General features: G+C 45.2%; 17 protein-coding genes, 1 tRNA gene and 1 pseudogene. 6 read left to right on the top strand and 13 right to left on the bottom strand.

Annotated features, from left to right (window positions below):
* A pseudogene (locus QUB20_RS20645) lies at positions 1 to 110 on the bottom strand (transposase); the annotation flags it as partial.
* A gap of 727 nt (positions 111 to 837) precedes the next feature.
* Here QUB20_RS20645 and QUB20_RS20650 point away from each other — a divergent pair.
* A tRNA-Ile gene (locus QUB20_RS20650) sits at positions 838 to 909 on the top strand.
* Positions 910 to 1,160: 251 nt separating this feature from the next.
* Here QUB20_RS20650 and QUB20_RS20655 read toward each other — a convergent pair.
* From QUB20_RS20655 to QUB20_RS20665, 3 genes are all read right to left on the bottom strand, one after another.
* Positions 1,161 to 1,574, bottom strand: coding sequence for a hypothetical protein (locus QUB20_RS20655; RefSeq protein ID WP_333249005.1), 414 nt, complete (start codon positions 1,572 to 1,574; stop codon positions 1,161 to 1,163).
* A 23-nt stretch (positions 1,575 to 1,597) separates the two neighbouring features.
* Positions 1,598 to 1,801, bottom strand: a complete 204-nt coding sequence (locus tag QUB20_RS20660; protein ID WP_333249008.1) for a hypothetical protein — start codon at positions 1,799 to 1,801, stop codon at positions 1,598 to 1,600.
* Positions 1,802 to 1,991: 190 nt separating this feature from the next.
* A complete protein-coding gene (locus tag QUB20_RS20665; RefSeq protein ID WP_333291616.1) occupies positions 1,992 to 2,273 on the bottom strand; it encodes a hypothetical protein in 282 nt (93 codons plus the stop codon).
* Positions 2,274 to 2,308: 35 nt separating this feature from the next.
* On the opposite strand from QUB20_RS20665, the gene QUB20_RS20670 reads away from it, so the two are divergent.
* Positions 2,309 to 2,602, top strand: a complete 294-nt coding sequence (locus QUB20_RS20670) for a KGK domain-containing protein (protein WP_333249011.1) — start codon at positions 2,309 to 2,311, stop codon at positions 2,600 to 2,602.
* Here QUB20_RS20670 and QUB20_RS20675 read toward each other — a convergent pair.
* From QUB20_RS20675 to QUB20_RS20690, 4 genes are all read right to left on the bottom strand, one after another.
* Positions 2,599 to 2,958: a hypothetical protein gene (locus QUB20_RS20675; protein WP_333249014.1), complete on the bottom strand. Its 360-nt coding sequence runs from the start codon at positions 2,956 to 2,958 to the stop codon at positions 2,599 to 2,601. The genes QUB20_RS20670 and QUB20_RS20675 overlap by 4 nt on opposite strands.
* The gene (locus QUB20_RS20680) at positions 2,940 to 3,221 is read right to left on the bottom strand and encodes a hypothetical protein (protein WP_333249016.1); all 282 of its coding nucleotides are present in this window, start codon (positions 3,219 to 3,221) and stop codon (positions 2,940 to 2,942) included. The genes QUB20_RS20675 and QUB20_RS20680 overlap by 19 nt, the downstream gene beginning before the upstream one ends.
* A 2-nt stretch (positions 3,222 to 3,223) precedes the next feature.
* On the bottom strand, positions 3,224 to 3,895 hold the full coding sequence (locus QUB20_RS20685; protein ID WP_333249019.1) for a hypothetical protein: 672 nt from the start codon (positions 3,893 to 3,895) through the stop codon (positions 3,224 to 3,226).
* Between the two features lie 70 nt (positions 3,896 to 3,965).
* A complete protein-coding gene (locus tag QUB20_RS20690; protein ID WP_333249020.1) occupies positions 3,966 to 4,286 on the bottom strand; it encodes a hypothetical protein in 321 nt (106 codons plus the stop codon).
* Between the two features lie 176 nt (positions 4,287 to 4,462).
* On the opposite strand from QUB20_RS20690, the gene QUB20_RS20695 reads away from it, so the two are divergent.
* A complete protein-coding gene (locus QUB20_RS20695) occupies positions 4,463 to 4,672 on the top strand; it encodes a hypothetical protein (protein ID WP_333249023.1) in 210 nt (69 codons plus the stop codon).
* Here QUB20_RS20695 and QUB20_RS20700 read toward each other — a convergent pair.
* Genes QUB20_RS20700 through QUB20_RS20715 form a run of 4 tightly spaced genes read right to left on the bottom strand, consistent with a single transcriptional unit; the run spans position 4,664 to position 9,540 of the window.
* On the bottom strand, positions 4,664 to 6,193 hold the full coding sequence (locus QUB20_RS20700) for a hypothetical protein (RefSeq protein WP_333249025.1): 1,530 nt from the start codon (positions 6,191 to 6,193) through the stop codon (positions 4,664 to 4,666). The genes QUB20_RS20695 and QUB20_RS20700 overlap by 9 nt on opposite strands.
* The gene (locus tag QUB20_RS20705) at positions 6,193 to 8,172 is read right to left on the bottom strand and encodes a hypothetical protein (protein WP_333249027.1); all 1,980 of its coding nucleotides are present in this window, start codon (positions 8,170 to 8,172) and stop codon (positions 6,193 to 6,195) included. Before QUB20_RS20705 ends, QUB20_RS20700 begins: the two co-directional genes overlap by 1 nt.
* On the bottom strand, positions 8,165 to 8,992 hold the full coding sequence (locus QUB20_RS20710) for a hypothetical protein (RefSeq protein WP_333249030.1): 828 nt from the start codon (positions 8,990 to 8,992) through the stop codon (positions 8,165 to 8,167). The genes QUB20_RS20705 and QUB20_RS20710 overlap by 8 nt, the downstream gene beginning before the upstream one ends.
* Entirely contained in the window at positions 8,992 to 9,540 is a 549-nt protein-coding gene (locus QUB20_RS20715) for a hypothetical protein (protein WP_333249033.1), read from the bottom strand. Before QUB20_RS20715 ends, QUB20_RS20710 begins: the two co-directional genes overlap by 1 nt.
* Before the next feature lie 208 nt (positions 9,541 to 9,748).
* On the opposite strand from QUB20_RS20715, the gene QUB20_RS20720 reads away from it, so the two are divergent.
* The 3 genes from QUB20_RS20720 to QUB20_RS20730 are packed head-to-tail and all read left to right on the top strand — an operon-like array spanning position 9,749 to position 12,203.
* Positions 9,749 to 10,321 (top strand): tyrosine-type recombinase/integrase, encoded by a 573-nt coding sequence (locus QUB20_RS20720; RefSeq protein WP_333249036.1) that lies wholly within the window; start codon positions 9,749 to 9,751, stop codon positions 10,319 to 10,321.
* A gap of 3 nt (positions 10,322 to 10,324) precedes the next feature.
* The gene (locus QUB20_RS20725) at positions 10,325 to 10,663 is read left to right on the top strand and encodes a hypothetical protein (RefSeq protein WP_333249040.1); all 339 of its coding nucleotides are present in this window, start codon (positions 10,325 to 10,327) and stop codon (positions 10,661 to 10,663) included.
* Positions 10,664 to 10,667: 4 nt separating this feature from the next.
* Positions 10,668 to 12,203, top strand: a complete 1,536-nt coding sequence (locus QUB20_RS20730) for a hypothetical protein (RefSeq protein ID WP_333249042.1) — start codon at positions 10,668 to 10,670, stop codon at positions 12,201 to 12,203.
* A 30-nt stretch (positions 12,204 to 12,233) separates the two neighbouring features.
* On the opposite strand, the gene QUB20_RS20735 is transcribed toward QUB20_RS20730, so the two are convergent.
* Positions 12,234 to 12,851, bottom strand: coding sequence for a hypothetical protein (locus QUB20_RS20735; RefSeq protein ID WP_333249045.1), 618 nt, complete (start codon positions 12,849 to 12,851; stop codon positions 12,234 to 12,236).
* Positions 12,852 to 12,925: the final 74 nt, after the last annotated feature.

Genomic DNA, 12,925 nt, shown 5'->3' on the forward strand with positions numbered 1-12,925 from the left:
ATGACGTAATTGGCGGCATTGTAGAGGTTTTTGGACTTGAAAGCTAGTTCGTCTATTTGGGCGAAACGGTGTTCCGTGGATTTAATGATGTGCCTCTCTGTTAGCTGCATTTGAGACTTCCCTTCTTTGGGCTGTGCGTATTTCTTGTTCAACACTCATAGCGATATGATACCATTCTTGTTTATAATGGCTTATAAACTCAACGAAGTTTTACAATACTGGAATAAGATTGTTGAAAGTAGTCAACGACCCAGCACGGAAGTGACTGGGCTTCGGGCCTAAAACTTCATTTTTAGTTGACCAGCCTGACACCTTTGATGTCTAGGTTTTTTGAGTAATGACACCAAGCGGATGCGTAGCTAGTCCCCTGTTCTGTCGTTAAGGGTTAAACATTTTTATTTGGGTTAAGGACGTACCATTAGCCGAATCAGCTCAGAAAACAAAGGCGCGTGCTAACTTCACCCCAGCAATGGGAGTGGAATTGCTTAGTTTCCCTCAACAACCCGGTTCACAAACACAACCAGAAGCGATCGATTATACAGCCCTATCCCTTCCCCCTGTTTCCTCCTACCGCTTTCGCGCTCGTAAAACGCTGAAGTGGGGGTTACTCGCCCAGAAGAAAGAGGACAACTATAGGGAAAAATTAACTCTCTGACCCTGGGGCCTTCTATTACCTAGTGTCTGACTATTGTCATCTCAAGTCTGTTGGATCGGCCACGCCAGTTGTCCCACGGGTTCCGTCCTCACAACAGGGGCATTCATATTTTGTTCTTTAAAACAACCGGGAAAATATCTAGATTGAATCCCCAGAGATAATTGCTATGCTGGTATTCAAGAGGGAAGTTGGCTGAGCGGTTAGGCAGCAAATTCATGATTTGCTTTCGGCAGGTTCGTTTCCTGCACTTCCCATTTCACTGACGGTCAAGTCAAGTGTGTGCCCGCGCTAAAGCGGGCCAAATTTTAGATACAATGTAAATGGCTGGCAGTAAGCTTGCGCTGTAAAAGTCTTGCGGGATGTCAGCCTCCCAGCGTCCCCCTATTAGGGATTGAAATAAATCGTTCACGCTGGGATTAAACCTAAAACCCTATCAGGGATTACCGCACCGCTATATCTAGTGTTGATGCAGCTTCATTGCAACACTAGATATAGTGCTTTAAAGCTAATACTTCACCGTTAGCGGCAAAGACTTTACACCGAGATTAGCGATCGACGCGAGCCGATCACACAACCGCCGCCATCCTTCCTGATTCCGCAACACAACACAGCCTGCGCTGCCGGGTACATTTGCATCAAAGTGAAGCCCTAGCTCGGCTCTGATACCGTGTACAGAGACTACCGGGTCGGGGGTGATGTGAAAAAATAGCCCCTCAACTCCCCGCGTGTCCAGCCAGTAAGGTTCCGTTGGTATCTGGTACTCGCCGGCGGGAATCGGCCCCTTCCCTCTCACCCATTCATCGCCCGGTCGCTGGTAGTCAGCACAGCCGGAAGTGGCGAGATAGTCGATCGCCTTCCCGTCAGGATAGACAAGTTGCAAATTCCCATAAATTAGCTCAAATGATTGAGCTAGTGACATTGTAAAAATTAAGTGATGTTGATTCATTTCAAACGCTCTGTTAATTGGTTGATCAGCAATTGCATCTCTGCAAGTGTTTCGCCGCTTGACATCACATCACGCTGATTAGCAATTATCATTCCCTGTATATAACCGTACTCTTTACAGAGGTTTGCATAACAGTGCAACAATTGCAGCCGCTCAGCTTTGTCGTTAGCCAGCAACTCGTTAGCTTCGTGGATAGTCATTTGATGGTGGCGGCGATTGTTTAGGAGGTGAAACTAATAAGCCACCTAACCCGGTAAGAATAGGTGCTAAAAAAGGAAGTAAAGGTGTGGGATTTTCTTTCTGAAATATCAATATTATTCCCGCACCAACTAACATCATTACAGACACATTTAAACTGGCAACCGTAAAACGATACGAGTATTTATCCATCTAGAATCCCGTTGTATCGTTGTCGTATTGCTTTAGCAAATCTTCCTGCACATCTTGAATTTCTTCTCGAATGTGATATCCGTGATGTACTTTAAGAAACTTTTGCATAGATCGAAGCTCTCCGCGCAAACTAATAAATAAGCTTCGCAAAACAGTAAGTTTGCGCTGAATAGTAGCTAAAAGCGTCAAAACTCCCCTAGTTACGTTCCAAAGGACAATGAGACTAATTAACGAGGTTAAAAATGTCCCAACTAACGAAATAACATCGGTAAGGCTTTTCATTGTGATAAATTGAGTTTGTCTTTACCAATAAAACTATGGAACCTCAATTTGAACCTTTGGACAGCGAAAATCATGTGTTTTGCGTGCTAGAGCCAGAAGCAACTCTTCATGCTCGCAGTGACAAAACTTATACGACCCATGATTTTTTAGAAATTATTTCAAATTTCTTAAAAAACTATGTGTTTGCGTCAGGTTTCGATTTTTGGACCAAAACGGGTGTACAGTGCAATCTGCTTAAAGTCGGGTCAAACGGCTGGGTTAAAGGTAAGGTTCGGGTCAAAATTATTTTAGAATTTGCACCAGATGAACCTGATGATAACGTGTCTTAGCTTACCTCAATTTTTAAAGCGTAAGACGGCTCGCTAATAACAGAACGGCGAAACGGATAGTATTTTTTAACTTGCATTTTGTAAGTCGCAAGCCCTGATTGTACATAATCAGTAAGCACAGGTAAGGTTAGTAAAATTCGATTTGGCGATGGATAGACAACAATTGCTTTTTCTTCTATTGGCAATTCGCCGTCTATCTGCCACAACCTGCGAACTAACAACCGAGATTTAATTGATGAAACCACTCCAGTAGAAATGTAAGTCAACCTAATTAAATCTTGGTCAATAGCACCTTGGTTGGTTTGTCGCCAAATTGTTTCATCTGGAAAAACAATGCCTAAATCGAGCCAAGCCATTCGTCGCCAAGCTCCCAAGAATTTAACTCGCCTTCATCTTCTTCTGTTGCAGCATAACCGTCGATGTATTCGACAAATTGGTCTGCTTCGCCACCTAACAAATATTCTTGCAATTTGTCAGCTTTAACAAACTCTGGCAAATGATTAGGATTTTTTTGGATAATGTGCAGAGTGTCGCAGGTTTTACTTGCCGCTTCTTGATAAAAAAACGGCAAGTTAGCGAGCGTTTCCGCAAACTCATGGTGATGCGGTAACAACAGCATTATTAGCCTCCAAACTTACGCGCTTCGCCAATACCCGACCAACCTGCGGGTAAAGTTGCGCTGTCACCAATAAAAGTTTCAATTCTAAGTACGTTTTCAGTCGTACTTAAAATCCTAAAAGCGCGCCCTGGACGCGGCAAATCAGCTCGAACTAACAAACTGCGAAACTCTAAATCGGTGGTAGGAATAGTAATTCCTAATGCAGTTGCTTCCGCTGTTGTAATTTTATTGAATTGCTGAGCAGGCATTCGCCAAGCCCAATTTAAACTGGATGTAGTAACAACAACTAACATACTGCCTTTAGCAGCTTCACCGCCAGCAATCGGAGTTCCAAATGCTGCTGATTTTTGAGCGATTCTGCCTTGATAGACTTGACGCTTTACCATTTGCCAGCGGCGACTTGCTAGCGCTGTGTCTATTGATGAAGATGAACAAAGCGAAGTAATGTTTTCTCGCTTTTTTTTCAACCGCGCAGGACGGGGGCGGCCGTTGCGTCCAGTACCTACAAAAACAGGTTGATTCCCGCCAACTAACGTAGCGGCGGGTACTTGTCCTAGTTCTGACACTTCGCTTGCGTCAACGTTAGTTTTAAAAACGTAAAAAGCATTGACGCCTCCAACAAGTATATTTACCGCTCGCAGGTTTCTTTCACCGTAAATATTAGTAACTGCCATTATTGATTAACCGAGTGATTTTTAACAATTGAAAATGACTTTTAGCTACCCGTTTATTGGGTGGCCAAAATTAGCCAACAACAGGGTACACGTCCGACACTACGCTGCGTTGAAAGCTGGTTAAGGTGTAAGTTTTTGGTCTTACTGTCTCGGTGGTAGTGTTTTGTCCCGGTGGCCAAAAAATGCTTTGCTCATTGCCAAGGCCGACTGCAAGGGATAATACATCGCTACCATTGGGAGCGGCTGCGTTAAAGTCGGCTTGAGTCTTGTTAAAAGCGTCCAACATTTCAACAATGACCTTAATTGCTTGGTCTGTGCCGGGATAAGCAATAGGATCGAGGGTAACGCCGGCAGGTAAATTAGCGACCAATTCAGTAACAGTGATGGACATAAATTTTTACAAGTGTCTTTGTATTTCGCTCTTTCACCTTAATAAACTCAGCCTAATGCTGTCAATGGCTCAATTGCTTGCTGTGAAAAGGTTTCGACTAGCAGGGTGTTATGTTCAACCCTAGGGTTGATCCGTACTACTTACGACCAACTTGCCCAAATGTAAATATTTGTAACATGAACTTAACCCTTTACCCAAAGCTGGGAACGGACAGCAAAAAAGCCCTAACTCGTAAAACGAGCCGGTGGGGAAGACCTTATAATTACAGACCTCGCGGCAATTTACTAGAACGATTGGCGCGCGAAACTGGTCAGACAATTAATCAAGTGCGATCGCAATTAGAGAAAGAGCGAGAATATTTGCTTGCCCAAAAATATTTAACCTAACAGCGGCAAGTTAGCAGGCGCATCGTCGGGCCATAAATCAAATTCAATCCTTTGTTCTGTCCACAAATTGCCTGCAGTATCCTCCCGACCATCTAAGTCAGGCGATCGCCTTTTCCAAACCAGCACAGCCTTAGAAGGGTAAACCAAGTAAGGCAGTTCGCGCCGCCGTGCCGTTGGGTCTACATACCCAGAATCGCGGGTGCCGTTTGGTAACAGTTCAGCAGTTGAGAGTTTCAACAGTTCTTTAATTTTTTGCAGTCCCTCATTTTCCGTGCTGGCGTAACATTGCATTTGATGCCCGTTGTTGAGCCGAGCATTGACTAAGCGCTGACCGCTGGTGTATTGCTTGGCTGCTAGCTTTACCTCTTCCCACGTTAGACCGCGCTTCACGTCGAACACGGTAATTTGGCGGCGGCGCGCTCTTTTACCGGATGGCATTACCCACGGCGGCGCTGTTTTCTCCTTAAATTCAATCAACAACCGCCGCTCTTGAACTCCCGGTGTGATGGTATCGTCTACGGGCGTGCCGTTAACCAACACTCCCACATCGCGATTGCCAAGCATTTGATGAGTTGCAAGCACGTTAACAATTGTTGGTCGGAGTACAGCCTCTGGCCCGCTAAGAACAATTCGCTCATCAGGCGCTGAGCGATCGGGCGTAATTTCCACAGTGCGATCGGGCCCAAGTACCGAGGCATTTTGCATTGCTTGCTGAGCTAGCCAAGCGTCAATTCCCCCGGCAACTGCAAAACCCCCTTCGATACAGGCTTCCGAGCCTTCCTCAAACATCTCCTCTGTGAAATTGCGCCAGAAAACGTTAGGGATTGATTCAATTTTTGCCTCTACTGCTTTGGCGATCGTCCAAGATTCGCCAGTTCCCCAGTTGTCAACTGTTCCCGAACCAAGGACAGCCCGCAAACCCTTGCCAAAAACATTATTTGGGTCTTTGAGAGCGCGACGTACATCTTTGTACAGCCACAGAAAAGTTGCCTGAGCGCCCATCCTAAAACTGGCATTAATAACCTCGCTAGCAGCGTCTAGCATTTCGTCTAGTGCTTGTTCTCCGACTTCCTTTAATAAGTGAGTACCAAGCGATTGATTGAACGAAAAAATCGCCGCTGCCGGAACCACGCCGCAGCCTATCCAGCCGATCGCCCGTCCAACAGCGCCGCCCAAAATGCCGCCAAAGGAATTCCACAGCCCTTCGATTTGTTTGTCGATCGCAGTGTCCGACATATTCCAATCGAAATTGTAAATAAATTGCACACCGCCCACAATCCAGCTCCACAGCTTCGTAAAGCTAAAGGAAATTACGCTTGATATTGCTGAAATTAAGAAGTTTCCAAAACGAAGAGCGCCATTAAAAATCGCTTGCAAAAAACCCCCACTGCTTGACGTAGTAATCGCGCTCGCCGACCAAGTTCTGATTAAATTGCCACCCGTTGAAGATGAACGGATTTTGCGAGATGCTAAATCTTTTAAAATCATCCCTATTTTAGGGATTGCTTGAGCGGTTGCCATTAGTCTTTCCCCGCTTGCGCTATGTTGTCGCCAATTTGTCGAATCCGAGGGCGACGGTCTACTGTTCGACCGTAAGGGTTTTGAATATCAGTAATTCCCGCAATGGTTGTAAATCCGTTCTCCATCTTGTCAAGTGAATCTTCAAAACTTTCTGTCTGATTTGTTGGCTCGCCACCGTCTGGTTTGGTAGGATTTTTAATAGAATTGAAAAGGTCTACACTTCCCTTTAGTAACCCTAATAACTGGGCTTTTGTATCTTGTTTGGTGTCGATTCGTTGCCAGTGTACAGCGCGGATAATTGCCGCTGCTTGTAACAAATCTAAGAAAATATCGCGTAAAGTTTCTTTTTCGGTGTAGTCCATCCCCTTAAAATGGAGTTCGGATTCTGCGATTAATCCGTGTATTGTTTCAGCGCCGGGGGTGAAGCATAGAGGAATAGCAACGTCTATTTCTTCAATTTTAAAAGCCATGTATTTTATCATGGCTTTTGATGCTAAGTAACCTTTAATTGCTTCTTGCCTCGTCAATCCAGACTCAACTAGATTTTTGGTCGTGATAGCAATTAGCGCGTCTACATTCGCAGACAATGAAAGCATTTGGCCTTCTATTTCAGCAATAGATTCAGCTAAATTTGGAAATCTAAGTTTTTTGCCTTGGTCGCCTTCTTTGGTAATATCTGCATCCTTGACATTTATTTGTATTTCCCATTGTCCTAGCACTTCTTCAACGCGCCGAAATTGCCAGTCTAGCAAACTCACTAAATCTACAATCGGCACTTGGGGCGGTTCTGCGGGCTCCTCTCCCTCATTCGGCACTTCTTGAATAATAGTTGAAGGTAGTTGACCGGGGAATCTGGCGAGTCCTAATTTTTTATAAATTTCTCTTAAAAACTTGAGGTTTTCTTGACAGCAAGTATCCACTTTTTGCCTCCTTGGTGGTGGGTTTGGAAAAGGCAGACCAGCAGGAGGCGTTGCCGGGTTTTGATTTGTCGAACAATCAAAATCAATTATTGTTATGGCTTGCCCATCTAGCATCCAAACTGCGTTTTTTATTGCACTATAAAGAGATTCTAGAGCTTGAGAATCAGGATTAAGCCAGGGATTAGCTGGAATAGCAACGCGACGATAAAATAATTGATAGTTGGTTTGAATTAATCGGCTTCGCCAGTTAGCCTGAAAAAAAGCTGAGCTATGGTTTCTTTTTGATTGAATGCCCGTATAATGATAAATCCCGTTTATACTAGCGTCGCCTATAAGAATATCTGAAATCTCATCTGATACTGACGTTGAAGTTTCCCAGTAAGCGTTTTTGTCTACTATCCCCCCCCCTCCAATTTGAGGAGAAGATATATATTCAATTCCTCCTACAACTGATGACAAACTAATTTGCAGGGCTTGACATCCTGCTAGCTGACCCATTGGAACTCTAGTACCCACATTTAAAGAGGGAGAGGGAATTGTCGGTGTTGGTGTTGGCGTCGGTAATGGATCTTTCTTTGGGGACTGCAGACCCAAGCTTAATTCGACAGGAGTAAATGGAATTTGCAGGGTAAATTCTACCCCGACATCGCCTTCATTGGAAGCTGAAATATTAATTCCTAAGCCTCCGATTTCACCCCCAATGCTTCCCCCTATAATTTCCCCGGTATTGGTATTGATGTTTACGCCGCCACCAACTCCCAACAAACCGCCGGGTAGTTCTGCACTTCCGCTAATTGAAATTGCATTCTTATTAGGATCTTCATAATTTGGCTCGCCGCTAACGTTGATTCGCAGTGGGCTGACTTCTACGCTCACCCCGCCTGTTACCGTCAAGCCGCCAATATTAGCGACTTCTTGCGTAACGCCAATGCCACCGCTGGAAACTGACGGCTGAGATTTTCGCCCCATATCCACGCCACTATTTTTACCGAGATCGATCGCACTCGAACCTCTTGTGGCGCTTGGCGACAGGGAAGATTTGCGCGAAACCCTAGACATAACTCGCTTCTACTCCGGCGATGCGACCAATGCCGCCATCAGCGATCGCCCACAACTCCCCCGTCAAAGTTTGCTCAGTTAAATTCCCTCCCCCATTGGGTGCGAGGTAAATACCCGTGCCGACAGCCACGCTGGAATTCCCAGCAATCCAAATCGGTGTATTTCCTGTGTTCGTGGCGTACAAAATTGCGCGGTTTGCGTTGGCTGTTCTAAACCGCGTCGGCGATGCCCCGCCAATATCCACCCCATAAGGTAATCCCGTGCCGATTGTTCTGACTTGCGGTTTTGCAATTAAATCAATATTGAATCTAAAATCACCTTCTAAATTGATATAGTCGCCGCTCCCAAGAACGCCATACCCATAATTAATAATAGAAACACCAAGAGTATCATCGGGACTTAATAACTTTAATTGATTAATTGTAAGGTAAGGAATCACGAAAGTAATCGTTGTTTCTCGCCCCTTATTTTGCAGTCTTGCGGTCGCTAAAGTTGACCACGCGCCCGTACCTTTCCGAGCGTGAAACCTCAACCCAACAAACGGATATTCTTCTTCTATGGCAAGCATTGCAGCATTTTTTTCGGCTGCATTCATTTCGGGAAATATATCGGGGAAAGGTGCTTGCTGATAAGATGGCAGGTGAATTGCGCCACTAAAAGTTTCAAGATAAAAGCTCTTACCTAGATAGTAAGAATTCGACAAAGCATCGTATTCAGCGAAACTATCGGCGCAATTAAGAATTTCAATAATTCCCGTACCGTCAGTGCTGGTAATGCTTCGCCTAAAAGTTTTGGTGTTTTCTAATTGGTTTTCTGCCATTAGTTCAGAAACACCTTTCCTTCAATTACATTGCCGCCACCGGGCAAACTGATTACTTCGATCGGGAATTCCAGTAGCGCGCTAAATGTGGCATTCGTTCCACCGCTCGCAGCCAGCGTGTGAGTGCATCGGGTAATTACTGTTTTTTCTGGGTTGAGTTTTCGCGCCGGGTCGAGTTCAATTAGCTTTAGAGCTATCACTCCTTCCATTGCCGCTTGTGCCAAATTGGGTGCACTACTGTCGCCGCCCGTGCCGCTGCTGAAACTCGATCCGGTGAGGTAATGGCTCGCCGTGTAGGCAGTGTTGCCACCTACTGTATTGGATGCCACCACATTTAGAATCAAATCAATTGCAGCGGTTTTTGTGGATAAATTCGCTGTAATTGTTATTCGGTCATTTCTTTCGGTAATTTTTGCTAGGGTATTTTCTTCTTGCTCCAACAATCCCAAAATTCCATATACATATCGCTCCTTGCTTGCTAGCCCTTGCGGGTCGGCGTGTGATGTTCCAGAAACAGAAGCGCCAGCGCCCGAAGTGTGACCCGCCATAAATTTAAAATAATCTTACCTTTCAAGTTTAAGTAACAAATTATCGCCTTAAGATATGGTCGTAAATTCTTAAGAAGTTGCTGAAATAGATAAATCAACAACTGTTGTCCGTTTCAAAACAACGTGACATAAACGGTTTGGCGCGCTAGACTAAAAACAGCAACTAACAAGTTGTTCTTATTGCAGTATTTATACGGAATCGACAACTGTGAAAATCGCAGGGATAGGACAAGCTACACCCTTGTCCCAAGTAATTTTTAACCAAATCAGCAACCAATTTACATCTGATATCTATAAACTCTTTTTAGGAATCTCTTGGTACACTGGGGAGAGACCAGGAGCTATCTTAAAAATAGATGTTAGCCATATTTATCAAAGCCCAACAACACGCCAACCGCGTGACACAGTGGTTTATCCCGCAGCTAACCGAAAGGACAAGAAAACCCGCGAACTGACTATTCACCGCGCGCTCAAATTAATGCTTGCTGCTTACCAGCCGCCGGAAACAGGTTTTTTATTTCCGTCTTTGTACAGGGCTGACAAGCATTTGAGCTTACAAGCTGTTGACAAAGCTTTTAGACGAGCAGTTAAAAAAGCAGGGTTAGAGAATCAGGGATTTAGTCTCTACTCAGCTCGACGTGGTTTTATTACTCACTTGAACGAGCAGGGTTGCAGTGTAAAAGTAATCCAAAAAGCGACGGGACACAAAAGTGTATCTTCACTAATGCGATATATCGAAGTTTCAGATGCACAAGTAAAAAATGCAATTGATAATTTTTAAAATATGACTTTGTTTAATCCCAGCCAACAGCAACAACAGCAAGCAACACGATTCCCAGGCGGGGCGACTGTTACAGAAGTTTCATTAACTACCGCATCAAGTACAGTTTTACCCGATCGCAATACAGCTCAAAATCGTCGGGGAATTTGCATTTTCAATGACGGAACGGCTAATGCACTCTTCTCTTTAGGCACTACTATTTCTGCAACTGCTTTTACTGGTGAATTGTTGCCGGGGGGTTATTTTGAAGATTCAGCAGGCGCTCCTTGGCAGGGGGCTGTGACGATGCGGTGTACAAGTAGCCCCACTACCGTTAATGTTACCGAAGTAGTAATTATTTAATTTAATGCCTTTATCTAATCCTATTACAGAGCCGCAAATTCCAGCGGCGGTCGCCCGTGACGCTGAGGTAATGACGGCAATTACCACGCACTTAGCAGCCGCACATTCTACTGCTTACCTTACACAGGCTGAAGGGGATGCTAGGTACTTAGGCGCCGGAGGAGGTACGGGTATTGCCGCCACGATCGCTCTTTCCGACATCGAACAGGCACTCCAATCAAGGCACACATCAAAATTTTTCATAGAATCCCATTACCTATCCCCCGCAGGCGGTGGAAATTTTCCCGCATCAGGCGCAAATGGTGGTTTTTCGTATACGAGGGCAGAGCCGGATCATCCTGGAATTATCGGCTTAAGCACCGGCTCAAATTCTGCGGGATTTGTTTCTGCTGCCACTGGAATGGGTAATAATTCATCGGGAATCATCCTTGATGATGGGCCAATAATATACAAAGCAATAATCAAGATTCCGATATTGCGCGATGCAACTAATGACTATGCGATCGAAATAGGCTTTCAATCGGCTGGAAGTTCTATCGGATTCGACGCTTGCTGCTTTTCTTATAGTGCAAATAGCCCAAATTGGGAAATCCACACTAGGAATAATGGCGATTTATTTATAGCTAATTCCGGCATAGTTGTATCCGCGAATCAATGGCTGGCAATGGAAATTTCTGTAGCGGATGGGAATGCTGTTTTTGTAATTAATGGATTCACCGTACTAACGACTTCTCAAAAACTACCTTTATCTCCCCGCACAGTGGGGGCGGGAATCGACATTCGGAAAACCGCAGGAACCAGCGGGCGAGATATTTGGATCGATTATCAATCTGTAGAGCAAGATTTTAATAATCAGGCCGAGGAGTTTATTGACGTACTTTCGAGACCTCTAACCGACCAAGATATCCCAAACACAATCGCTCGCACATCGGACATACTTGAAGGGCCAGTAGGGCCAGCAGGGCCGATAGGAGCTACAGGGCCAGCAGGGCCAATAGGAGCTACAGGGCCAGCAGGGCCAGTAGGGCCAGCAGGAGCTATTTGGCGTGGTGCATGGAATTGGTGGACAGCATATGCTGTGAATGATTGCATTAGCTGGAATGGCAGTAGTTATGTTGCGATCGCCGCAAATACCAATGCCTTACCAGGAACAAATTCAAACTGGCTCTTAATCGCTGCTGCGGGTACTCCAGCTTCTGGTCCGAAATGCCTTCAGGTATCTTTTACACATACCTACAATGGCACGAACTTTATTAGGGCTTATCAAAATACAGATATTCATTCCAATCGATATCAAGGATTTACCGCGGTTTGCCACATAAGTTCATCAAATGCAAATACAGTAGTTCCGCCGGGTGGATTCGCAAATGGAAACCCACCGAGCGAAATAAGTGGCGTAAATTCGGCGATACTAACAACTCAAAATTCATCCCACTTCACCTTGGCTGCGAGAGGTTTCGATCTAAATATAATTTTTAAAGACGGCGCTTTTAACGCCGGTCAATCAATGACTTTCAAGATATTGATTTGGTATGAATAGTTTTTTGTTCGTAATCGAACGGTCGTGGGTTCAAATCCCACCATCGGCTTTGGGTTTCGGTGATTTTTTCAGCATGGTGGCAATTTCGGCGGGGGCAACACCGATCGCCAATAACGATCGCACTTCCTGCACTTTTGCCTGAGCGATCGGCGAATCGGTATTGCCCCCGCGAATATGAATGTGTTTCATCCGAGACCCGTCGCGGTAGGAGAACCGGAAATATTCCCCGCTGCGGGCCGTGCCACGAGGCCGGTAAGTAGATATTGCTTTTGATACAGAATCATCCTCAGCAACCTCGACTGTGTATTCTGTATCAGCAACCTCGACTGTGTATTCTGTATCAGCAACCTCGACTGTGTATTCTGTATCAGCAATGGTTGGGGCTGGTGATACAGAATCAATTTCTGGCGGCGCGATCGCAAGTTTAACTTCATCGGGATAGAGAAAATCCCACTCGTTCGTGAATGGGTTCCAAAATTCAAGGGAGCCGTCGATCGGGTGCACCCGGTTGACCTTGTAAATTTCCCCGCGCTTAACCCATGCAGCAATCGCTGGCTTCCTTCGCAGCTTCACCCAGTCGCCGGGCTTGTAGAAGTTCCCCACCTCGACGGTTGCGGTGTCAAAAAGTGAAAGTTGAGCATTGACCATCGGCATTAACTCCTTTGTCTACAGCTTGTCTACAGCTTGTCTAGTAGCTTGTCTAGTAGCTTGTCTAGTAGCCG

The sequence above is a fragment of the Microcoleus sp. B4-C2 genome (assembly GCF_036705265.1).
Taxonomy (GTDB): domain Bacteria; phylum Cyanobacteriota; class Cyanobacteriia; order Cyanobacteriales; family Microcoleaceae; genus Microcoleus.